Raw genomic sequence first — 20,450 nt, 5'->3', positions numbered from 1 at the left:
TCGAGCACGCTCAGTGATCCGTCCGGGCGGCCCAAGGGGCCGATCCCGCCGTAGGAATGGCGGGCCCTTCTTTGGAATCATTACAGCGTACCCACCAGTAGGCCACCGTCTGCACCCTTGGAGTTCAACGGTTCTCGAAGCATCGTTGCCGGTGAACCCAACCCCGGAGTGCATCCCCGAGGGGGTCGCTCACACCCTCAGCGAGAGGCGGGGACCTCAGCCAGGCAGGTCGCCAAGGCTTCCACTGCTGCCCGCTCGCCGGCCGAGACTGCGGCATCCATCGACCCGTGCGCGTGGACTACGGTCTCGGCGCTGGCCCAGAACAGGCGGCCGTGCGATCGACCGAGGATTTTGCCGAACGAGGTCCAGCCACCCGGTCCGAAGATCCCCGCGTAGCCGCCGCGAGTCCACTGCTCACGTGCCCAGCACCGCTCGTGGAACTGCGTCGGCTCAGCGGCGCTCGGCCCGAACAACTCAGCCAGCCGTTCGAGTACGGCGGCACGCCTTTCATCTGCATCGAGGTTCTCTAGCGCGCGGGCATCCTCACCGAGCGCGAACGCCACCAACGCACCCGGGCTCCCGCCGGGTGGAGAGTTGTCGAAGGTGACGCCGATCGGCCCTGAGGTGAGGGTCGCCTGGCCAGACAGGCCTGTTGCGCGCCAGAACGGTTCGTCGTACACGGCGACGAACTTGGTCACCATGCCGGGAGGCATTCGCACCGACAGTTGGTTGCGCGTGGCTGGCAGTGCTGGGCAGAACTCGATCGTGGTGAGCAGATGCGGAGGGACGGCAATGACGACGGCGTCCGCGTCGTACGTCGTCGTGTCGGTGTGTACCCGAACCCCCTCTGGTGTGTGCTCGATCCGTCGCACCGGAGCCGAGAGATGCACCCGTTCGCCCAGGTCGTCTGCGAGGCGTAGGGCGATCTCTTGGGAGCCACCGACGAAGCGGTCCTGCTGGTAGCCACCGTCAGCCCGGACCAGTGAGTTCAGGCCGCCGCCGGACGCGATGTAGAACAGCCAATGCAGAAGCGACAGCTCGCTCGGCTCGGTGGCGAGCACCGCCTTGACCATAAGCCTCATCAGGTTGCGGCCAGAGCGGGTATGCATGTGGCGGCGAATCCAGGTCTCCACAGTGAGCGTGTCGTGGCGGCGCGATCGTGGGGTGCTCGCCGGATCACCCAGGTCGATGTGCCGCGCCAGCCGCTCGAGCCGGGCCTGGGCGATCCGGAAGTCGACCAAGCCGAAAGGCATTCTGGCTGGGATGTCGCCGCCGAATTGCGTGGTCCGCCCAGCATGGGCGAAAAGGTGCTTGCCTTCACCGTAGGTGGGGAACGTGTCCACGCCGACCTCAGCGGCAACCCGGCGGATCTCGGTGTGGCTCGGTCCCACCCACTGCCCGCCCATCTCAACAACCTGGCCGGGGGCGATCGGCTCGTTAACGACGCGCCCGCCGACCCGGTCGCGCGCCTCTAGGACGACGATCTCGGCTCCTGCTTCTCGCAAACGCCTGGCACAAACCAGTCCCGAGAGCCCGGCCCCGACCACTACCACATCCACCATCGCCGCACTCCAATCGTGTAAGGAGTGCAAGAGGCTAGCGCACTGTTCGGCCCTTGGTTCCGCACCGAAGCCAACCTCATCGGCTCTCGGACGATCGGCTCCCCGCCGCTGACGACACAGATGGTCGGGTGATCACTGGGCCCGTCAGGAGAGGCGGAGCGCCTGCAACGCGACATACAACTCCGCCGAGTCGATGGGGTTGCTGTAAGAGCGCCCGGTCAGTTCCTCGATGCGCCTGAGCCGCTGGCGGATGGTGTTGCGGTGGTAGTGCAGCTGGCTCGCGACCTTCGCACTCGAGCCTCCGTTGCAGTACCACGCATCGAGCGTGTCGAGCAGGGCTTCCCGCTCAGGATCAGGGAGAGCGATGACGGGGGCGAGTACCTGATCTGCGAGCTGACGGCTCGACTCGGGGAGAGTCGCGAGCAGAAGCTGGACCGGTGCATCTCCGAAGCAGGTCATCGATGCACTGCCGGGTCGTGCGGATCGGCTGGCTAGTTGGGCATGGCGAAAGGCGGCGTGGGCGTCAGTGATCGTGTCGAACGGCTGGCTCACGCCGATGCGAGTAGTTGCCAACTCAGTAAGGAGCTGGAGTACCCCGTCAAAGTGACGTGGGGAAGGGAGGCTGACCAGACCGATTTGGGCCTCGACCTCGGTGATCCACACTGACTTGACGTCCCGCTTGCGGAGTCTGTCCTCGACTCCGTGGAGTGGCTCATGATCGGTATCCATGGCTTCCGCGCTCACGACGAGGAACGCACCTGTCTCGGGCAGCTGCAGGACTCGCCGGGCTTCCCACAGCCGAGAAGGGTTATCCAAGGTGCCGTCCAGTAGCGAGCGAAGGAGCAGTTCGCGGGCCCGCGTGTCGCGCCTCGCCCTCTCGGCGGACTGTTGGCCGTACGCCTCGGCCGCCGCGCTGGAGAGTTCATCGATCAGGCTCCAGAGCTCGGCGGCCAATTGTGGGAGGGTCTCGGCGTCCTCGGCTGAGGCGCGTTCCATCATGCGCTCCCAGACCAGGCGTCCGGCCAGCCGGTAGGCGTGCAGCAGCGCAGCGAGCGGTACGCCATGGTGGGACTTCAGGCGTCCCGCTGCCCGGGCAGCCTCCAGGTCGGCTGGCGCCTCTCCAGCGACCTGGCGGAGGATCGTGACGAGATTCTCCCTGCAGGCGCCGAACAGTTGCTCGTGGGTCAACTGGGTCGCCTCGGCGTAGGCATGGTCGCCGGCCAGGATGCGATGGCACAGCTCCTCAGCCAGTTCATCGACGGACCGGAGGAGTTCGCGTGCGAGCGCCTCGGGTTGGGCATGCTCAGGCACCGTGCGGGGCATGGCGCACACGGTACTCGTGTCGGCGGGTCGCGGATGAGGACGACCAGCAATGTGCCTGTGCACATCGGCGGGTGCCGTTTCGGGGGCCTAGGCCCATCGCCAGAACGGGGCCACCGGGATCACGATGGAGGCGTCCAGATCAGGCCGCTGCAGATTGCGAGAACTCAAGCCATGTATGACTCCATCGTTGTGGGCGCCGGCTCGGCCGGCAGCGTGATTGCCGTCCGCCCCACCGAGGACCCTGAGTTCAGCGTCGCACTGCTCGAGGCCGCGGCGTCGGACACCGCGCGCGGAGGGCTCTGATGTCCCGCAACAGCGACGTCGACCAGGCGGTCGCCGACCTGCAGAAGGGGGAGGCGGTCTGGGCGTCCCTGACTCTTGGTGACCGCCGCGCGCTCCTGGGCGAACTGGTGGCCGCGACCGAGGCCCAGGCGAAAAGGTGGGTGGACATCGCTCTTGAGATCAAGGGGTTGGCTCCGGACTCGCCGCTCGCTGGCGAGGAGTGGATCAGCGGCCCGTACCCGGTGCTCACCGGAGCAGGCGCGCTCATGGCGAGCCTCGAAGCCCTCGAGCGGGGCGGAAGCCCGGTCGACGGCTTCAAGGTCACCGAAGCGCCCGGCGGGCGCAGGGCTGTCCATGTCCTGCCGCACAACGCCTTCGACTGGCTGCTGCTCAACGGATTCGAGGTCGAGGTCTGGACCCAACCGGGAGCGCACCCCGTCGACGTCCATCGCAGCGCGGGCCTGGCCCAGAAGACACCCGAGCTCACCGGGGGCGTGGGCCTCGTCCTGGGCGCGGGGAACATCTTCTCGATCGCACCGCTGGACACCCTCTACGAGCTGTTCGCTCACAACCGTGTGGTCGTTCTGAAGCTCAACCCGATCACCGATCGCCTTCTGCCGGTGCTCGAGGAAGTGTTCGCGCCCTTCATCGCCCGGGATCTGGTCCGCATCGTCAGGGGCGGTGCCGACGTCGGCACCGAGTTGGCACAGCACCCGGCAGTGACCCATGTGCACATGACCGGCAGCAACATCACCCACGATGCAATCGTCTTCGGTCCCGGCGAGGCGGGGGCTGCGCGGAAGGCGGCGAACAACCCGCTGTTGACCAAGCCGATGACCAGCGAACTGGGGGGCGTATCGCCAACAATCGTGCTGCCAGGCAAGTGGTCTGCGCGTGACCTGCGGTTCCAGGCCGAGCACCTCGTCACCCAGAAGCTGCACAACAATGGATACAACTGCGTTGCCTCGCAGGTCGTCGTGCTCAGCGCGGACTGGCCTCAGAAGCAGCAGTTCCTGAACGAACTCCGCTGGGCATACGACGCGGCGCCTACTCGGACGGCCTACTACCCGGGTAGCGACGTCCGGGTCGCCAGCGCGCTGGAGTCCTATCCCGAGGACAATCGGATCGGCCAGGGCGTCGGCCGCCACTTGGTGACGGGTTTGTCACCCGACCGCGACGAGGATGCCTTCCGGACCGAGTACTTCTCACCGGTGCTGGGAGTCACCGAACTCCCAGGCACCGGACTGGACTTCCTCGGTGCAGCCGTCGATCTGGCCAACAACCGGCTCACGGGCACGCTTGGGGTGAACCTCATCGCCCACCCCAAGACCCTGCGGACGCTCGGACAACGCTTCGAGAACGCGATCGCCAACCTCCGCTACGGCACCGTCGCCGTCAACGCCTGGACCGGCGTCGGGTTCCTGACGGCCCGAGCGAGCTGGGGCGCCTTCCCCGGTCACACTGTCGACGACGTTCAAAGTGGTATCGGCGTGGCCCACAACGCCCTGCTGATCAAGGACCCGGAACGGACCGTCGTGCGCGGCCCGTTCCGACCCTCGCCACGATCCCTCGCGACAGGAATGCTCACGATGAGCCCGCGCCCACCATGGTTCGTCACCAACAGGACGGCAGCCGTGACCGGGCGCAGGCTCACCTACTTCGCCGCCAGGCCGAGATGGCGGTCGCTACCAGCGATCTTCGCGTCCGCGCTACGCGGCTGATCGCGCGTCCCGAGGACGGCTGCGTACGTCGGCACGGACCACCGGTTCATCCACACGCCTGCGAGCAACGGTGCGCGACCCGGTCACCGCGGCCGAGCCACCGGGATCAAGCGTTCAGGAGAGTTCAGCGGGCATACTCGGCTGCGTGTCGGATCTGGAGGCCCATCGCGCGGTGGTCGACAGCGCGCTCACCGGGCTGGGGCTGGACTGGGGCGCCTGGCCGAGCATCGTGACGGACCCACGCCTGGATGCCCAAGCCAGACTTTCCGCCGTGCTCGTCCTCCTGGCGTTGGTCGAGGCGGACGCGACGCCGGGAGACATCTTGGTCATTGTCGACCCGGAGGCCACTGGGCTCGACTGGATGGGTCGCGAGCGTCTTCCGTGGGAGCGTCTGCCACAGCTTCGGCTTCCCTGGACGGCAGCGACCGCCGCAACGGCACTGGAGGCAGTGGTGCACCGCGGGTTGTACGACGATCGTCGTTTCGCCATGGCACTGCAAGGGGCGAGAAGGGTCTGCGCAGCGGGACAGGCGGATGTGGCGTTGACGCGCTCCCTCGACGGGTGCATCGCCTACCTAGAGTCGGTCGGCGACGAGCAACTGCGGATCAAGGAGATGCGCCACCTCGCGAGAAGGGTCGCCGCCTCGGCGACACCTCCAGAGATCCTGGACCTCTCCCTCGTGGTCGACGGCGACGCGTGGGCTGGGCCGGCCCGTGAAGCCGCGCGGGTGTTCCCCGCCGACGAGATCACGACACTCGTACGGCTACTCGGAGACCTGGGCCCGCGCAAGCCGACTCAGCGATGGTTCCACGACATCGACGGTGCCCTGGAACCGCCCTCGGCACGCCAGTTGCTCCGACGGTGGACGGATCTCGCGGCCCACACCCAGATCGTTCCGGAGTGGCCGGGATCGAGGATCGGCGATTGCCGGGGCACGCTCTTCGTCGGCACAAGCACCGACATCGTCCGTGCCGCAGTGTGGGCCACCAGTCGCCTACGGGACGAAGTGTGGCCGGCCGAACTGCTGGGCGTCCTCGCCCGACGGGGTTCCTCTCACAACGGCGCACCCGGACTGCCTGAAGCCCTCGCGCTGAAGGTGGCGTTCGCTGCTGTCGACGCGCTGGCCGCGCGCGGCGGCACGGCCGACCGTCTCGTGCTCAGTGGCCTGCTGGACGTGCTGCAACGCATCGACCTCGTCGAGAAGGTGGTCACGGCGCTGGAGGCATAGCAGCGCGGCCTTCATCCGGTTGGCACCGCTCCGGGTCGAGGGCGAACCGGAGGGCGGCCCACCCCCCACTCGACGCTGCCGGTCGGCCGGTCCTCAGGGGCGCTGCGCCGGGGTGCCGGCGAGGAACGAGCGCATGCTGCGACGACCGAGCTCGATCGCCTCGCTGATCGCGGTGAGGTCGCGGGAGAGGCGGGCCACCGACGGCGCTCCGGCCGGGGGGCGGACCTGGGCCAGGGTCGGGGCACCCGTGGCGAGGCGGCGGTCGTCGGCTGCGTACCCGCGGTGTCGGGAGGCGTGGCTGCGCCCGGCGCCTCGGCCGTGGGCCAGGAAGTACGGCGCCAGGGCGAGCCGTTCGAGGCGTGACGGTGCCACGGTCTGGTCCTCGCGCCGGGTGCGGAGCACCAGCACGTGCGTGGCGCCGCTGGCCAAGGCCTGGCGGTACGGGACCGGTTCCGCGAGACCGCCGTCAAGCCACGCGCGCCCACCCAGGTGCACCGGTCGGCCACCCAGCAGGGGCAGGCAGGCGCTCGCCCGCAGGGCTGCCTGCAGGCTGCTACGGTCCTCGATCAGCGGTGCCAGGTCGGTGGCGTGGCCGGTGCGGGCGTCGGTGGCCACCGGGTGGAACCGGACCGGGTTGGTGAGGATCGCGTCGAAGTCCATGGGGGTGACCTGCTCGTAGACGTGCTCGACGAGACGGCGCAGGTCGACCAGCGGTCCGCCGCGAAGCAGCCGGCGGGGGTCGGTGACTCCGGCCGCGGCGACTTCCGGCCACGCCCACGAGGGCAACCAACGTTCGCCCTCGCCGGTCAGCAGCCAGGCCCCGTTCAGGGCGCCTCCGGAGGTCCCGAAGACGTCGTCCAGGCAGTCGATGAGGTCGGCCTCGGCCAGCGCGATCGCCATCCCGGCGGAGTACGCCGCCCGGTTGCCGCCGCCCTCGATCGCGAGGGCCAGCCGGAAGTCGTCACGCCGCGCCCCCGGCCGGCTGCCGTGCTCGCGGCGAGCGATGAGCACGTCGAGAACGGACGCGGCGGTCACCGGGCCTCCCCGATCAGTACGTCGATGAGCCCGCGACGGATCAGGTCCCAGTCGGAGCCCCCGGCGCCGGGGATGGTCTCCACAGCGGCGGCACCGCGGACTGCTGCGACCGCCAGCCGGATACGGGTCCGTCGGGTCGGGTCGTCCGGCAGCACCGCTGCTGCCGCATCCTCGATCCGGGCCAGCAGCGCATCAAGGGTGCCTGCAGTGCGCTCCGCGGTCACGGGGTCCTGCTGCGCCAGGGCCAGCATCTCGAAGACCGCACCGAAGAGTGGCAGGCGGTGGAAGTGCCACAGCCGATCGAGCAGTTCCGCAGCCCGGGCAGGTGCTGACGAGGCGTCGTACGGCGGCGCGAGCAGCTGCTCCAGCGACGTCACCAAGGAGGCCGACAGGGCAGCCTCGACGAGTTGCGCCTTGTTGGGGAAGTGATGCTGCAGCGCCCCCTGGCTGACACCCGCCCGCTCGGCCACCCCGCGGGTGCTGGTGCCGGCCACGCCCTGGGCGAGCAGGCTGTCGATGGTCGCTGCGAGCAGGGCCGCACGCGTGGTGGCTCGCCGCGCGCTCTGGGTCATGGTCACCCGGACAACTTACCAGTCACTGACTTGTCACGATCCGTTCGGCAGGTATATCGGATCGCGCAGAGGCCGGGCCTCGGCTAGCGTCGGGGCATGATCTCGGCAACGTTCGTGCCCGCCGGCTTCCAGCCGCCGACCTCGCTGATCACCGAGCAGTTCCGTCTCGAGCCGCTGGGGCCACAGCACAACGAGTCCGACCATCGGGCGTGGATGTCCAGCATCGAGCACATCCGTGCCACCCCGGGCTATCCCGACGGCTCCTGGCCGCCACCGGAGGGGATGACGCTCCAGGCCAACCTCGCCGACCTGACCCGCCACGCCGCCGACTTCGCGGCCAGCAAGGGTTATACGTTCACCGTGCTCGACCCGGTGTACGGAGACGTGATCGGTTGTGTCTATCTGTACCCGACTGGGTCGGCCGACCACGATGTCGTGGTCCAGTCGTGGGTCCGCGCCGACCGGGCACACCTGGACACCCCCTTGGCCGATGCCGTGGCTGCCTGGCTGGCCGAGGAGTGGCCCTGGGAACGCCCCGACCGCTGCGGTCGCTGAGGCTGCTCGTCAGGAGGCCGGTCCCAGCCACAGCACCGCAAGGCGCGGAGTCAAGAGGTCGGCATCCTCCCCTCGGTCATGCCATGCCTCGAGCACGACGTAGTCACCGACGTTGAGCTGGACCAGCAGCGGCACGTGCTGGGACTGGGTCCAGGCGACGGCGGGTACCACACGCTGACAGGCCGAGTCCTTGGACGAACTGCTCGACGTCCGCACAATGACGCAGAGTTGGCGCTGAGCGCCGCCAGCCTGAGCGCTCTGCCACGTCCCCGAGCCAACCGCCAGGTAGGTGCCGGCTCGCTTGATCGTGACCCGGTTGCCCTGGGACGCGGTCCACATGTTGCCGGTGTCGAACTCCTCCACGTTGAAGGAGACCAGCGTGGGGACCTGGTTCGGAACCGTCACCCCGGGGTTCTGTGGGGTGTACCCCACCTTCACCTGGGGGGTGGCGGCGCGCTTGTCGGCCGTGACCGCCTTGTTGGCGAGCTTGCCGGAGGTCACCGCACCGTTGGCGATCTTGCCGGTCTTGACGGCTCCCTTGCCGATCTTGCCGGCCTTGACCGCGCCACCGGCGATCTTCGGGGTGGTGACTGCCCCTTTGACGATGTCGTTGCTGCGCACCGTCAGATGCGAGGCGGCTGCAGCGCCGCCGCCGGTGAGGGCAGCGACCAGGGCCAGTGTGGAGACCACGTTGGCGTAGGTGAACCGACGCCTGGCCGGCCCACGTTGGTTGGAGGGTGAGGATTCGCGTACGCGTGAGTCCATGGGACACAACCATCAGGAGAAGCGCGGGCCTCTCACTGACCCGCATCGGAAAGGGTCACCAAGAACGCTACGCCTGCTTCGGCCTGGTGAATCGGAAACGGACTCATTCGCGCTTCTCAGGCCGTGACGGCGTACTGCCTCTGCACCCTGAAGGGCGTCGGTACGCCGAGCAACTGCGCTCAGCGGTACACCTCGATCGGGCACAGCGGCCCGGTCGCCCTGGCGAGCCGTGCGTCTCCGGTGAGCAGCGTGGCGTCGAGCGCCTCGGCCAACGCAACGTAGGCGGCGTCGTAGACGGTGAGGTTGGACCGTAACTCCCAGCATCGTGCGATGAGCCGGCGGTGCGGCACCCGGGTCAGCGGGATCGCCCCCAGGTCGCCCAGCGCCAGTTCGGCACGGCGGTCATCGAGGTGTCCGCCAGCGAGGCGTCCGCGGAGCACCGAGGCCACTTCCAGGTCGATCAGTTCCGGCGCGGTCAACTGTTCCCCGCGAAGGCGCGCTCTGACGCCGTCGCCGTCCGTCCCATCGTCCGCCAGGGCGACGACGAGGATGCTCGCGTCAACGACGAGCACGCTCTGCCCTCAGGCTGCTCACTGCCGCTGGGATCGGCACGCTCCCACCTGCTCGACCACCGGCACGATCGAGCACCTCGTCGAGAGTGGGCGTGCTCGCCTCCTCGATGAGCCGTGATCTGAGGTACTCCTGCAAGGACTGGTGAGCAGCCGCAGCGCGCTGGCGCAGGACCGCATGGGTCTCATCCGGGACATCCTTGATCTGCACGCTGGGCATGGCGCCATTATGGCGCTCCTGGCGTCATATTCCAAGCGTTTGAGTTACCGCTGGTTCACTGTGTGGGTGCGCTTCCCACCCCTCCCGCAACGTCTCGAGACCGAACGTCTGGTGCTGACCCCGGAAGTGGAACAGGACGCGGAGTGGTTCGCGGCGTTGCTCAACACACGAGCCCAGGGCGAGTTCACGGTGGACGATGCGCGCGCGAAGATCGCGCAGATGGCCGAGACCATGGAGGCCACCGGGATCGGGGCCCTGGTGCTCCGCACCAAGCCCGACGGGGACCCGATCGGCTACTGCGCCATCGTCGTGGGCCGTGGTTCGCTCGACGAACCTGAACTCGCCTACGAACTGTTGCCCCGGGCGCACGGGAACGGATATGCCACCGAGGCGTCGAGGGCGCTGCTGGATGCCGCCTTCGCGACTGGACGTAGGCGCATCTGGTCGACGATCGCCGCCTGGAACGCGCCCTCGCTGCGAGTGCTGGAGAAGCTCGGGTTCCAGCGCCACCACGTGACCGCCGGGACTGACGGCGACGTGGTGTGGTTGCTGTGTGAACGCTGACGGGCCGTTCCATCGCGACAGTGCAGACTGCACGGAAGCACCCACTGACGATGGAGGAGCCGTGCAGGAGTTCAAGGAAGCCGTGGCGGCCGCAGACCACGCCGCCATCGAGGAACTGCTGGCCGAGGCCGTGCGGTTCACCAGCCCGGTGGCGTTCAAGCCCTACCAGGGCAAGGCGATCACTGCGTCGATCCTGCGCGGGGTGATGCGGGTCTTCGAAGGGTTCCACTACGTGCACGAGATCAGCAGTGCGGACGGACGCAACCACGCGCTGCAGTTCAAGGCCACCGTCAACGGCCGAGAGGTCCACGGCTGCGACTTCCTGCATCTCGATGAGGACGGGCGCATCGACGATTTCACCGTCATGGTGCGACCGCTCTCGGGAGCGCAGGAGCTCGCAGCGGCGATGGGGGCTCAGTTCGACCGCATCGCCCAGGAGGCAGCCGCAGCGGACCCGTCGTCGTGACCCGCTCCCCCAGGTTCGTACGTCGTCAGCCGAGGATCTCTCGTGCCGTCGCGCTTCCGGACCGGACAGCGCCTTCCATGTAGCCGTTCCACTCCACGGCGTACTCGGCGCCGGCCCAGTGGATCCGCCCGATCGGTGGCCGCAGCACATCGCCGTAGCCGGTCCACACTCCCGGCGCGAAGTACGCGCCGTAGCAGCCGCGACTGAACTCCTCCGCGCTCCAGTCCTTCTCGACGTACGCCGTGGGGTCACCCGCCGCAGGGCCGAAGTACCGGACGAACGAGTCGATCACGCCCTGGCGGCGCTCGGAATCGGAGAGCCGCTGCCACCGGCGCGCCTCGCCGCCCTCGACGAAGCCGAGCAGGACGCCGATCTCGCCGTCCGGCGGAGAGACGTCGAAGGTGACCTTCACCGGGCCGGTGTCGCAGGCGACCTGGCCGTTGAGGCCCTGCTCGCGCCAGAACGGAGTCGGATACGCCGCGAACGTCTTGGCCACGGTGCCGGCCGGAAGCACCTGGGTGAGCTGGTCACGCCAGGCGGGCAGCACCGGGTCGTAGGTCAGGCGTCCGGCGAGGGTCGGCGGGAGGGCGACCACGACACGATCGGCGGCGAAGGCATCCCCGTCGCGCGTCGTGACGGTCACCCCGGTGTCATCGTGAGCGATCGAGGCGACCGGGCTCGAGAGCCTCACCTCGAGGCCGCTGGCGAGTCGTTGGGCCACCAGGACCGAGCCGCCGACGACGCGATCCTGCTGGGCGCCCCCGTCGACCGCCATCAGCGTCTCGAGGTCGGTGTTGCTGGTCGCGTAGAAGAGCGCATGCAACAGGGAGATGTCCGCGGCGTCGGCAGCGAAGATCGCTTCGGTCGCGACCCGGAAGTAGGCGCGACCAGCCGCGGTGCGCAGATTCCGTCGTACCCAGGTCTCGAAGGTCTGACTGTCGAGGTGGTGCGCCTTCGGGTGTGACCAGGGCTCGGCGGGGTCGACGCCGCGAGCGAGGCTTCCGAAGCGGGCCATGCCCTGGGCGAGGTCGGCCAGGGCGATCGGGTTGAGCCGAGGGATGGCGCCTTGGGTGCCGTCCAGCAGGACGCGCTTGTCGCCGAGCTGGATGAGCACCTGGCCAGCGTCGTTCCAGGTGCGGAAGATCTGCAGTCCGAGCTCCTCGATCAGCTCGTACATCCGAGCGTGCCCCTCACCGACCCAGGTGCCGCCGAGCTCGATCGGGTGGCCGCCGATCTCTCCACCCTCGAGCCTGCCGCCGACGCGGTCACGTGCCTCGAGCACGACCACCTCGACTCCGGCCCGCTGAAGGTCCCGCGCGGCGCAGAGGCCCGCCAGGCCGGCGCCGATGACGACCACCTTCATGTCCGCTCCTTGACTATGCAGTCGGTCGAGTGAACGCCTCAACGGGGATCGTCCGACACAACGCTACCCAAAGCGGGCAGCGCACGTGGGGCTTGTGCCACACACCATCTCGATCTGAGTGGTCGATGAAGAGGGAGGACGATGACGACTGGTGCGTTGCTAGGCGGGGTCGGGTCCCCATCACTCCGCCGATCGTCCCCAAGCCCCACCGAGGGCCCCCCGGCCCGCCTCAACGCAGGGTGTAGGGAAGGGCGAGCCTCTGACCAAGTTCGGCGGGCGTAATCCCGAAGGTCTGGCGAACCCGCGGGCCGCCCCCCGGGGAGATGTCGAACACGGCGTAGTCGGTGTAGACGCGCGAGACGCATGCGACTCCTGTAAGCGGGTACGTACATCGTGGGACGAGTTTCGGCGCTCCACTGCGGGTGAAAAGTGTCATCATGACGAGCACGTTCCGGGCACCGATGGCCAGGTCCATGGCACCGCCGACTGCGGGGATGTCGTCTCCGGCACCGGTGTGCCAGTTCGCCAGATCGCCGTCAGTCGACACTTGGTAGGCCCCGAGCACACAGAAGTCCAGATGCCCGCCCCGCATCATTGCGAATGAGCTCGCGTGATCGAAGTACGCCGCGCCTGGGAGTTCGGTGACCGGGAGCTTGCCTGCGTTCGTCAGGTCCGGGTCCACATCGTCGCCGACCGCGAGCGGCCCCATGCCGAGCATGCCATTCTCGGTGTGCAGCACGACGCCAGCCTCGGGTCTCAGGTGTTCAGCGACTCTGGTGGGATGCCCGATGCCGAGGTTGCCGTACGCGCCGCGGGGGATGTCCCGAGCCACCACCCTGGCCAGCTCGTCCATCGTGAGAGGCCCCTGGCCGGTGAGGTTCCGGTAGCGCTCGTCCGCGTCAGCCCTGCGTCCTGCCGTACTCATCGGGCCACCTCGTCCAGGCGGGAGTGCGAGGCAACGCGGACCACCCGGTCGACGTAGATACCGGGCGTCACCACCGCCTCGGGGTCCATCGACCCCGCTGGCACGATGTCGGAGACCTGCGCGATAACCGTGCCTGCGGCAGTGGCCATCACGGGACCGAAGTTCCGCGCCGTTCTGCGGTACACCAAGTTCCCCAGCTCGTCGGCGCACGAGGCCGCGATCAGCGCGAAGTCACCGCGGATCGGGTATTCGAGAAGGTACGTTCGCCCGTCGATCACGCGTGACTCCTTGCCATCGGCGAGCGGCGTACCCACGGCAGTCGGGCAATAGAAGGCCCCGATGCCGGCCCCGGCGGCCCGCATGCGTTCGGCGAGATTGCCTTGGGGGACCACGTCCAGTTCGATCTTGCCGGCCCTGTAGAGCTCATCGAAGACAAAGGAGTCTGATTGCCGAGGGAATGAGCAGATGACCTTGCGCGCTCGGCCGGCTCGAAGCAACGCGGCGAGACCGACTTCGCCGTTGCCGGCGTTGTTGGACACGATGGTGAGGTCCCGTGCGCCGTGCTCGATAAGGGCGTCAATGAGGGCGAACGGCATGCCTGCCAGACCGAATCCGCCCACGAGCACTGTGGCTCCGTCCGGGATGCCTGCGACTGCTTCAAGGGGTGTAGACGGGAACTGTGTCCGGCTCATGCTGCGACGCCCAGCTCGAGGTTCTCAAGCACCACTGCCAGAGCTTGTCCGACACCGATGCAGATGGCCGCAACGCCCCACTGCTCACGGCGTTCACGTAGCACCGCGGCCAGGGTGCCCAGGAGGCGGGTGCCCGATGCGCCCAGCGGGTGCCCCAGGGCGATAGCTCCTCCACGAGTGTTCACGATCTCGGGGTCGATTCCCCACGCGTCGATGCACGCGAGCGCCTGGACTGCGTATGCCTCGTTGAGCTCGACCGCGCCTACCTGACCCCAATCCAATCCGGCCTGTGCGAGAGCACGATTGGCTGCTTCAACGGGCGCGAAGCCGAACTCCTGCGGGCTGAGAGCAGACGCAGCACGTCCGGCGATGCGCGCCTGCGGATCGCGGCCCACGACCCTGGCCGCACGCTCCGAGCCCAGCAGAATGGCGCTCGCGCCGTCACTCAACGGCGAAGCATTGCCGGCGGTGATGGTGCCGTCCGGACGGAACGCAGGTGTGAGCGCGGCGAGGGCCTCGAGCGACGTGTCAGGTCGGACTCCCTCGTCGCCATTGAGGTTTGCGATCGGCACCACCAGGCTGTCGTAGAAGCCGGAGGACCAAGCCTGGGACGCGAGCTGGTGCGAGCGGGCCGCGAACTCGTCTTGTCGCTCACGTGAGATGCCAAACCGGCGCTGCAGTTCCTCATTGCACTCACCGAGGGACAGCGTCCACTCAGTGGGCATCCGCGGGTTGACCAGGCGCCACCCCAGTGACGTGGAGACCAGCGTGGCATCACCCGGGGGGTAGGGGCGAGATGCCTTTGGCAGAATCCAAGGCGCCCTAGTCATGGACTCCACACCGCCGACCACGACAAGGTGGGCATCTCCGACATCGATGGCGCGGGAGCCGATGATGGCGGCGTCGAGAGAAGAACCACACAACCGATTGACCGTCGTGGCGGGCACGGTGACCGGCAAGCCCGACAACAACCCCGCCATCCGGCCGACGTTGCGGTTGTCCTCACCGGCGCCATTGGCATTGCCCCAGACGATGTCATCGACCTGGGTCGGGTCGAGTGCTGGAACCTGGCCTAGTAGTCCGGTCATGGCCGCAGCGGCGAGATCGTCGGGGCGCACGCCTGCCAAGGCGCCGCCGAACCGTCCGAAGGGCGTACGGATGCCGGCAAACAGATAGGACAACGGGCGCTCCCTATGTGTGACGGACTAGAAGGGTCGACGAGGTCGCCTCGTCAGCCGGAACCCCGCAGCGGGGCGTTGACATCAGAGGGGTGGGTGGCTAGCGGAGTCACATGGAGGTCCAGATAGGGAAACAGCGGCAGCCCGGAGAGCGCGTTGTGTAGTTCCTCGTTGGACTCGACGTCGAAGATCGAGAAGTTGGCGTACTGTCCGGCGATTCGCCAGAGGTGCGGCCACGTTCCGGCCCTCTGCAGCCGCTGGGAGTACTCCCTCTCCCGGGCGACGATCTCGGCCCGCTCCGCAGGCGCGAGATCGGGGGGGAGCCGGACATCCATGCGTACGTGGAAGAGCATCACTGGATCGGATCGAGGATGAAGTCGTACGCAACACCTAGACTGCCGTCCGGCCGGTCCTCAGGGGCGAGCATGAGCTCAGGCTTCACTGCTGAGGCGATGTCGTCGTCGTTGTGCCGATCTCCTGGGAAGTAGAGCTGGGCGGTCAGGAGTTCATGGGCGGGGGCTGTGACCTTCACGTGGATGTGCGCGGGACGCCAGGCGTGCCAGCCTGCGGCCTCGATAAGTTGCCCGCAGGCGCCTTCAGTAGGGATCTGGTAAGGCTGGGGCTTGATCGTACGGACCGTGAATCTCCCGTCTGGTCCCACGGTGAACGTGCCACGCAGGTTCCACTCCGGTTGACCCTTGGAGAACTGGGAGTACAGGCCCAGATCGTCGCAGTGCCAGATCTCAAGCTTCGCGTTGTCGAGCGGTGTGCCGTCGGTCGACGTGATGGTCCCCTCCCAGGCAAGTGGTGTCCCCGGCTCTTCCGGTCGCATCGGGATGGTGCCGTCGGCCCCGCACTCGGGGGCATTCGGCACGTAGTAGGGTCCCTCGATCGTGCCTTGGCTGCCTTGGCGGTGTGAGGTCGCGACCTCCTCCACGACATGCTCAACCCACACATCGAGGAACAGCGGCCACTCGCCGCCTTCGCCAACCTGGATCAGCCATGACTTCAGGGCGTTGTACTCGTCGTAGGTGACCTTGTGTTTGCGGATGGTCGCATGGACCGCGCCGAGGACTTCCCGGGCGAGGACGTCGACGCGCTCCTTCGGCGTGTCCTTCACGGCCGCATAGGGTGATTTGTCGGCCCGGAACCGCTCGGTCGCTGAGGCGCCTGAGGCAGCCGCTGTGCTTGTCTCGGTGTCGATGGTCATTTCTCTTCCTTCCACTGTGCTGATCGTGATGGTGTCTGCCGTGGCCTTCGCTAGCGATCCAGCCGGTATCGGGTGAGCTTCTCTTCATCGATCTCGACCGCGATCCCCGGTCCGAGGCCGATCACGAACTCGCCGTCGTCGATCACTAGTGGCTGGGTGAGTAGGTCGTCGCTCATGTCGAGGAAGTTCGAAAGTTCGCCGGGCCGCTCCGAGGTGAGCCGGAATGCGGCGCCGAACGCCGCGGTGCACGCGGTCCCGAGCTGGCCGTCGACCTGGTTGCCCATCACGACTTCCAGGCCCAGACCCTCGGCCAGGTCGTGCACCCGCTGGCTCTGGGTGATCCCGGTCCGTGCGCACTTGATGCTCACAGTTGTGGCGGCACCGGACAGGACCTCGCGCGTGACCTCCGATGGCGTCGTCGCGGACTCATCTGCGATGAACGGGATGTCTAGTTTCGAGACCAGCCATCGACGGCTAATCACATCATCGGCGGGACAAAGCTCTTCGGCGAAGGTGAGCCCCAGGTCCGCCATCTCGCGCATGGCCTTGAGTGCTTCGCTGGCGCTCCAACCGCGATTCCCGTCGACGTAGAGCTCGATCTCATCGCCGAAGCGGTTCCGGAGCGCACGTACTGCGGCGGTGTCGAGGGTGACCGGCTTGCGGCCAACCTTCACCTTGAAGGTTCGGATGCCGTGGGCGTCAATCATGCGCTCGACCTCAGCCACCATCCGGGCGGGTTCCTCGAAGCCGACCATGTGACACACGCGCATCCGGTCGGTGAACCCGCCCAGCAAGCCGTTGACGGACTGGTCCAACGTGCGCCCGAGCGCGTCCCAGAGGGCGATGTCGATGGCGGACTTGGCGGCTGGGTTGCCCACCGTCCGATGCAGCCGGGACCACACGGCCTCCCGCTGCAGCAGCGTCAACCCGAGCAGCTGCGGCGCCAGGATCTGCTCGATCACCGCGACGATCCCTGGTTGGGTCTCGCCGTACGTGAAGGGCCGCGGGGTGGCTTCAGCGACGCCTACTACCCCGTCGCTGGTGTGAACACGCACCAGGACGTGCTCGGCCGCGTGCACTTCACCGCTCGCGAACCTGAGTGGCTTCTGGTAGGGGATCGCGAAGGGGATCGCCTCGACCTTGGTGATCTTCATGGAGTGCCCTCCGGAACGAAGGAGGACGCGAGCTCAGCGAGCTCCTTGTCCGCGACCAAGATCGAGAGCACGGAGGCAACGACGGGGTTCGGGTCGTCCTGACGCCATCCGAGTGCCAGTTCGACCGACCCGCCCTCACGTACGTCGCGAAAGACCACGCCAGCGAGCGGCACAGCTCGCGCCGATGCCGGCACCAGGGCCACCCCCAGCCCGGCAGCAACCAGCGCAAGCAGCACCGCCGTGCCGGGAGCCTCGTGCGTCCGGAAGGGGGCAAAGTCCACGGTTCGGAAGGCGCGCATCACTGCCTGGTTCACCGCAGAGTCACGGGCCCCGTAGCCAATGAATGGGGTCGCCCGGAGATCCTCCAATGCCACGTCCGCCGCGTCGGCGAGCGGATGTGCGGTCGGCGCAGCCAGGATCAGCGGCTCCACTTCGAGCACCCGCAGGCTGATGCCGTCCCCGATCGCCGGCGGCCGCAGTACCGCGAGATCGATGGCGCCGGAGCGGAGCGAGTCGCACTGATCCGGAGTGAGCATGTCCGCCTGGATCTCCAGAGTCACCTGCGGCAGAGCCTGCTTCACCAAACTGGCAATCCGGGGGAGGTGGGAGAATGCAGCAGTGCCGACCATGCCCACTCGGACCACGCCGGTGCGACCGGAAGCGATCTCCTCAATCCCCCGCACGCTGTCATCGACGTAAGCCAGGAGCTGACGGGTCCGCTCGTGGAGGAACTCGCCCGCTGGGGTCAGCGACACGTGACGGGTGGTCCGGCTGAAGAGGCTAGCGCCCAGTTCGGACTCGAGGTTGCGGATCGCCTGCGAGAGTGCCGGCTGCGCGATCAGCAGCCGCTCCGCGGCCTTGCCGAAGTGGCAGGTTTCCGCAACCGCAGCGAAGTACCGGAGATGGCGGAGTTCCATGTGAGCTGCCCTCCCACCTTTCTGTTGAGTGCCTGAACCAACGCTAGAAGGCGCAATAGATAATTGACAAGTATGAATACGCCCATCATTGATCGCGTTCTGTTATGAAAGCTTGATGAGTGATGAGCCGAGCCACCGCATCGGGAGCCTCTGCAGGCGCCAGATGCCCGACTCCGGCGAGCTCGGCGTAGCGACCCTGCTGTAGGCCGGCGGCGAGCTCTCGTAGGAGCGCTGGCGGGGTGACAATGTCGACGGACCCTGCGACCGTGAGCACAGGAGTCGCGATCTCGCTCAGGCGGTGCGTGACATCGAAGTCTGCCAGTGCGCTGCACACTGCCGCGTAACCGTGCGGATCGGTATCGGCGAGGGAGTCGACCAATGCTCGGGCGGCCACTGGATCGCGGCCCTCGAACTCCGGGCCGAACCACCGTTGCCTGGATGACTCCAGGACCGCTTGTGTGCCTTCGCCAAGGACCAGCGCCCGTCGCTCGTGCCAGGCGTGCGCCTCGCCGATCCGTCCGCCGGTGCAAACCAGCACTGCCGTTGTGATCCGCTCCGGTGACTCCAGCAGCAGTTGCAGGCCCACCGCGCCGCCGACCGAATCGCCGGCGTAGGCGAACACGTCGGGGGGTTGGCCCCGGCGCACGAACACCTCATCAATGGCTGAGAGCACCCCCGTCGCGAGGTCGGCCATGCTCAGCCGCTCCGGGGGGCGTGCGGAGTTGTGGCCGTGGCCGGGAAGCTCCCAACCGACGACGTGGAACAAGGTCCCCAACTGCCGCGCGCAGGTGCTCCACAGTGCCGTCACTGAAGTGCCCAGCGACGGACCGAGCACTAGCAGTGGGCGGTCCCGGGACCGGCTGAACTCGACCGTGGTCACCTTGAGGGTCACGGCGACTGGACCAGTTCCCTGAGGGGTGTGGCGACATCTTCCGCGCGATCGCGGTCGATGTGGTGACCCTTGTCGAGGGCGCGCCGCAAGATCATGAACTCTCGTGGGTTGTTGGCGACCTCCACGGCGATCAGGTTGCCGTGTCGGTAGTAGAGGACCGTCAGCCGGTCATCGACCTTGCGGACCACATGGTCGTCGTACCCGTCTGAGATTCCGGCCATCTGAATCTTCAGGTCACCTTGATCCGACCAGAACCACGGCGTGGCAGGAGCCGGGGGTTCCAGCCCCAGGAGCACATGTGCCGCAGCCTTGCCCTGCTCGACGGCGTTGTGCACGGACTCGATTCCAAGCAGCGCATCTACGCGGTGGGGATGCCGCTGCACCGTGCAGTCGCCGGCTGCGACCACGTCGACGCGTCCGGTCCTGCCAGCCGCGTCGACCACGACGCCGCGCTGACAGCGCAGACCGGCAGCCTGGGCAAGTTCGATGTCCGGCACAGCGCCGATACCCACCACAACCAGGCTCGCGCGGAGGACGGTGCCATCGTCGAGTTCAACTCCGGTCACGGCCCCGTGGCTTGCTCGGAGGCTGGCCACAGAGCAGTCGAGAAGCACGTCGATGCCTGCGTCACGGTGGACCTTGAGACAGTGCTCGGAGAGCGGTGGGGCGCACAGTCGTTGCAGCAGGCGACTCATCGTCTCCACGACGGTCACTCGCGCGCCACGGCTCCTCGCGGTGGCCGCCACTTCGAGCCCGATGAAGCCACCCCCGATCACCACTACTTCCGCCGAACCGTCGAGCGCAGCCCGTAGGGCGATGGCATCAGCCATGCCCCGGAGGGTGTGTACTCCCCTCAGTCCGGGAGGAATGCCCGGGAGGGTGCGCGCGCTGGCTCCGGTCGCCAGGGCGAGGCCGTCATAGCTAACGCGGCTTCCATCATCGAGGGTCGCTACGCCGCCAGTACAGTTCGTGCCGAGGTCGAGCTGTTCTACTCGACGTCCGGTCCATACGACGATCCGCTGCTCTTCAAAGAACTCACTCGCGCGGAGCTCCAGTGATTCCTCGTCCTCGGTGCCATTGAGGAAGCCCTTGGACAGCGGCGGGCGCTGGTAGGGCGCGTACGGCTCACCCCCCACGATGGTGACGGCCTCCGCGTAGCCGAGTGTCCTGAGCTGGGTGGCGACGGCGACGCCCGCCTCACCCCCTCCCACCACGAGGATGCCAGTGTGCTGTTCGGTTGCCTGGTCCTGAGTCATG

23 protein-coding genes are annotated in these 20,450 nt (G+C 67.7%); 6 read left to right on the top strand and 17 right to left on the bottom strand.

Going from position 1 to position 20,450, the window contains the following annotated elements; genetic code table 11:
• Nucleotides 1-197: 197 nt before the first annotated feature.
• Both JKG67_RS12855 and JKG67_RS12850 read right to left on the bottom strand, forming a co-directional pair.
• Nucleotides 198-1,592 carry a flavin monoamine oxidase family protein gene (locus JKG67_RS12855; protein ID WP_275403363.1) on the bottom strand — a complete coding sequence of 465 codons (1,395 nt, stop codon included), beginning with the start codon at nucleotides 1,590-1,592 and terminating at the stop codon, nucleotides 198-200.
• A 114-nt stretch (nucleotides 1,593-1,706) separates the two neighbouring features.
• On the bottom strand, nucleotides 1,707-2,885 hold the full coding sequence (locus tag JKG67_RS12850) for a PucR family transcriptional regulator (RefSeq protein WP_203337719.1): 1,179 nt from the start codon (nucleotides 2,883-2,885) through the stop codon (nucleotides 1,707-1,709).
• Nucleotides 2,886-3,056: 171 nt separating this feature from the next.
• Between JKG67_RS12850 and JKG67_RS12845 the strand changes: the two genes are divergently transcribed.
• The 3 genes from JKG67_RS12845 to JKG67_RS12835 all read left to right on the top strand — a co-directional run bounded on the left by JKG67_RS12845 (nucleotide 3,057) and on the right by JKG67_RS12835 (nucleotide 6,116).
• Nucleotides 3,057-3,188 carry a GMC family oxidoreductase N-terminal domain-containing protein gene (locus JKG67_RS12845; protein ID WP_203337718.1) on the top strand — a complete coding sequence of 44 codons (132 nt, stop codon included), beginning with the start codon at nucleotides 3,057-3,059 and terminating at the stop codon, nucleotides 3,186-3,188.
• On the top strand, nucleotides 3,188-4,888 hold the full coding sequence (locus JKG67_RS12840; RefSeq protein WP_203337717.1) for an aldehyde dehydrogenase family protein: 1,701 nt from the start codon (nucleotides 3,188-3,190) through the stop codon (nucleotides 4,886-4,888). The genes JKG67_RS12845 and JKG67_RS12840 overlap by 1 nt, the downstream gene beginning before the upstream one ends.
• 145 nt (nucleotides 4,889-5,033) lie before the next feature.
• Nucleotides 5,034-6,116, top strand: a complete 1,083-nt coding sequence (locus JKG67_RS12835) for a hypothetical protein (protein WP_203337716.1) — start codon at nucleotides 5,034-5,036, stop codon at nucleotides 6,114-6,116.
• Nucleotides 6,117-6,209: 93 nt separating this feature from the next.
• On the opposite strand, the gene JKG67_RS12830 is transcribed toward JKG67_RS12835, so the two are convergent.
• Nucleotides 6,210-7,151, bottom strand: coding sequence for a patatin-like phospholipase family protein (locus tag JKG67_RS12830; RefSeq protein ID WP_203337715.1), 942 nt, complete (start codon nucleotides 7,149-7,151; stop codon nucleotides 6,210-6,212).
• A complete protein-coding gene (locus tag JKG67_RS12825; RefSeq protein WP_238998426.1) occupies nucleotides 7,148-7,723 on the bottom strand; it encodes a TetR/AcrR family transcriptional regulator in 576 nt (191 codons plus the stop codon). Before JKG67_RS12825 ends, JKG67_RS12830 begins: the two co-directional genes overlap by 4 nt.
• Before the next feature lie 96 nt (nucleotides 7,724-7,819).
• Between JKG67_RS12825 and JKG67_RS12820 the strand changes: the two genes are divergently transcribed.
• Nucleotides 7,820-8,278 (top strand): GNAT family N-acetyltransferase, encoded by a 459-nt coding sequence (locus JKG67_RS12820; RefSeq protein ID WP_203337713.1) that lies wholly within the window; start codon nucleotides 7,820-7,822, stop codon nucleotides 8,276-8,278.
• 9 nt (nucleotides 8,279-8,287) lie between these two features.
• On the opposite strand, the gene JKG67_RS12815 is transcribed toward JKG67_RS12820, so the two are convergent.
• The 3 genes from JKG67_RS12815 to JKG67_RS12805 all read right to left on the bottom strand — a co-directional run bounded on the left by JKG67_RS12815 (nucleotide 8,288) and on the right by JKG67_RS12805 (nucleotide 9,832).
• On the bottom strand, nucleotides 8,288-9,043 hold the full coding sequence (locus tag JKG67_RS12815) for a hypothetical protein (RefSeq protein WP_203337712.1): 756 nt from the start codon (nucleotides 9,041-9,043) through the stop codon (nucleotides 8,288-8,290).
• 179 nt (nucleotides 9,044-9,222) lie between these two features.
• Nucleotides 9,223-9,615 carry a type II toxin-antitoxin system VapC family toxin gene (locus JKG67_RS12810; protein ID WP_203337711.1) on the bottom strand — a complete coding sequence of 131 codons (393 nt, stop codon included), beginning with the start codon at nucleotides 9,613-9,615 and terminating at the stop codon, nucleotides 9,223-9,225.
• Entirely contained in the window at nucleotides 9,602-9,832 is a 231-nt protein-coding gene (locus JKG67_RS12805) for a FitA-like ribbon-helix-helix domain-containing protein (RefSeq protein WP_203337710.1), read from the bottom strand. The genes JKG67_RS12810 and JKG67_RS12805 overlap by 14 nt, the downstream gene beginning before the upstream one ends.
• Before the next feature lie 66 nt (nucleotides 9,833-9,898).
• Here JKG67_RS12805 and JKG67_RS12800 point away from each other — a divergent pair, with 66 nt between their 5' ends.
• Nucleotides 9,899-10,396, top strand: a complete 498-nt coding sequence (locus JKG67_RS12800) for a GNAT family N-acetyltransferase (protein WP_203337709.1) — start codon at nucleotides 9,899-9,901, stop codon at nucleotides 10,394-10,396.
• A gap of 61 nt (nucleotides 10,397-10,457) precedes the next feature.
• Complete coding sequence (locus JKG67_RS12795; RefSeq protein ID WP_203337708.1) at nucleotides 10,458-10,862, top strand: nuclear transport factor 2 family protein; 405 nt, start codon at nucleotides 10,458-10,460, stop codon at nucleotides 10,860-10,862.
• A 25-nt stretch (nucleotides 10,863-10,887) separates the two neighbouring features.
• Here JKG67_RS12795 and JKG67_RS12790 read toward each other — a convergent pair whose 3' ends face one another.
• The 10 genes from JKG67_RS12790 to JKG67_RS12745 all read right to left on the bottom strand — a co-directional run bounded on the left by JKG67_RS12790 (nucleotide 10,888) and on the right by JKG67_RS12745 (nucleotide 20,449).
• Complete coding sequence (locus JKG67_RS12790; protein ID WP_203337707.1) at nucleotides 10,888-12,225, bottom strand: flavin monoamine oxidase family protein; 1,338 nt, start codon at nucleotides 12,223-12,225, stop codon at nucleotides 10,888-10,890.
• A 229-nt stretch (nucleotides 12,226-12,454) separates the two neighbouring features.
• Nucleotides 12,455-13,150 carry a CoA-transferase gene (locus tag JKG67_RS12785; protein ID WP_203337706.1) on the bottom strand — a complete coding sequence of 232 codons (696 nt, stop codon included), beginning with the start codon at nucleotides 13,148-13,150 and terminating at the stop codon, nucleotides 12,455-12,457.
• Complete coding sequence (locus JKG67_RS12780; protein WP_203337705.1) at nucleotides 13,147-13,842, bottom strand: 3-oxoacid CoA-transferase subunit A; 696 nt, start codon at nucleotides 13,840-13,842, stop codon at nucleotides 13,147-13,149. Before JKG67_RS12780 ends, JKG67_RS12785 begins: the two co-directional genes overlap by 4 nt.
• Nucleotides 13,839-15,023 carry a thiolase family protein gene (locus tag JKG67_RS12775; RefSeq protein ID WP_203337704.1) on the bottom strand — a complete coding sequence of 395 codons (1,185 nt, stop codon included), beginning with the start codon at nucleotides 15,021-15,023 and terminating at the stop codon, nucleotides 13,839-13,841. The genes JKG67_RS12780 and JKG67_RS12775 overlap by 4 nt, the downstream gene beginning before the upstream one ends.
• Before the next feature lie 50 nt (nucleotides 15,024-15,073).
• Nucleotides 15,074-15,373, bottom strand: a complete 300-nt coding sequence (gene catC, locus JKG67_RS12770; protein ID WP_203337703.1) for a muconolactone Delta-isomerase — start codon at nucleotides 15,371-15,373, stop codon at nucleotides 15,074-15,076.
• Nucleotides 15,373-16,230 (bottom strand): catechol 1,2-dioxygenase, encoded by an 858-nt coding sequence (gene catA, locus JKG67_RS12765; protein WP_203337702.1) that lies wholly within the window; start codon nucleotides 16,228-16,230, stop codon nucleotides 15,373-15,375. The genes catC and catA overlap by 1 nt, the downstream gene beginning before the upstream one ends.
• Before the next feature lie 50 nt (nucleotides 16,231-16,280).
• Nucleotides 16,281-17,384 (bottom strand): mandelate racemase/muconate lactonizing enzyme family protein, encoded by a 1,104-nt coding sequence (locus JKG67_RS12760; RefSeq protein WP_203337701.1) that lies wholly within the window; start codon nucleotides 17,382-17,384, stop codon nucleotides 16,281-16,283.
• Entirely contained in the window at nucleotides 17,381-18,301 is a 921-nt protein-coding gene (locus tag JKG67_RS12755) for a LysR family transcriptional regulator (RefSeq protein ID WP_203337700.1), read from the bottom strand. The genes JKG67_RS12760 and JKG67_RS12755 overlap by 4 nt, the downstream gene beginning before the upstream one ends.
• A gap of 85 nt (nucleotides 18,302-18,386) precedes the next feature.
• Nucleotides 18,387-19,109, bottom strand: a complete 723-nt coding sequence (locus JKG67_RS12750; RefSeq protein ID WP_307816551.1) for an alpha/beta fold hydrolase — start codon at nucleotides 19,107-19,109, stop codon at nucleotides 18,387-18,389.
• Nucleotides 19,110-19,189: 80 nt separating this feature from the next.
• Nucleotides 19,190-20,449 carry an NAD(P)/FAD-dependent oxidoreductase gene (locus tag JKG67_RS12745; protein WP_203337698.1) on the bottom strand — a complete coding sequence of 420 codons (1,260 nt, stop codon included), beginning with the start codon at nucleotides 20,447-20,449 and terminating at the stop codon, nucleotides 19,190-19,192.
• Between the last annotated feature and the right edge of the window lies 1 nt (nucleotide 20,450).

This window comes from Nocardioides limicola, assembly GCF_016827675.1.
GTDB classification, from domain to species: Bacteria; Actinomycetota; Actinomycetes; order Propionibacteriales; family Nocardioidaceae; genus Nocardioides; species Nocardioides limicola.
The sequence above is the reverse complement of the archived record's forward strand: the minus strand, read 5'-3'. Positions and strand labels throughout refer to the sequence as shown.

Coding starts and splice junctions, on each gene's coding strand:
- JKG67_RS12850 (WP_203337719.1), bottom strand. CDS start 2,885: ATGCCCCGCACGGTGCCTGAGCATGCCCAACCCGAGGCGCTCGCACGC.
- JKG67_RS12845 (WP_203337718.1), top strand. CDS start 3,057: ATGTATGACTCCATCGTTGTGGGCGCCGGCTCGGCCGGCAGCGTGATT.
- JKG67_RS12840 (WP_203337717.1), top strand. CDS start 3,188: ATGTCCCGCAACAGCGACGTCGACCAGGCGGTCGCCGACCTGCAGAAG.
- JKG67_RS12825 (WP_238998426.1), bottom strand. CDS start 7,723: ATGACCCAGAGCGCGCGGCGAGCCACCACGCGTGCGGCCCTGCTCGCA.
- JKG67_RS12820 (WP_203337713.1), top strand. CDS start 7,820: ATGATCTCGGCAACGTTCGTGCCCGCCGGCTTCCAGCCGCCGACCTCG.
- JKG67_RS12815 (WP_203337712.1), bottom strand. CDS start 9,043: ATGGACTCACGCGTACGCGAATCCTCACCCTCCAACCAACGTGGGCCG.
- JKG67_RS12805 (WP_203337710.1), bottom strand. CDS start 9,832: ATGCCCAGCGTGCAGATCAAGGATGTCCCGGATGAGACCCATGCGGTC.
- JKG67_RS12790 (WP_203337707.1), bottom strand. CDS start 12,225: ATGAAGGTGGTCGTCATCGGCGCCGGCCTGGCGGGCCTCTGCGCCGCG.
- JKG67_RS12785 (WP_203337706.1), bottom strand. CDS start 13,150: ATGAGTACGGCAGGACGCAGGGCTGACGCGGACGAGCGCTACCGGAAC.
- JKG67_RS12780 (WP_203337705.1), bottom strand. CDS start 13,842: ATGAGCCGGACACAGTTCCCGTCTACACCCCTTGAAGCAGTCGCAGGC.
- catC (WP_203337703.1), bottom strand. CDS start 15,373: ATGCTCTTCCACGTACGCATGGATGTCCGGCTCCCCCCCGATCTCGCG.
- catA (WP_203337702.1), bottom strand. CDS start 16,230: ATGACCATCGACACCGAGACAAGCACAGCGGCTGCCTCAGGCGCCTCA.
- JKG67_RS12760 (WP_203337701.1), bottom strand. CDS start 17,384: ATGAAGATCACCAAGGTCGAGGCGATCCCCTTCGCGATCCCCTACCAG.
- JKG67_RS12755 (WP_203337700.1), bottom strand. CDS start 18,301: ATGGAACTCCGCCATCTCCGGTACTTCGCTGCGGTTGCGGAAACCTGC.
- JKG67_RS12745 (WP_203337698.1), bottom strand. CDS start 20,449: ATGACTCAGGACCAGGCAACCGAACAGCACACTGGCATCCTCGTGGTG.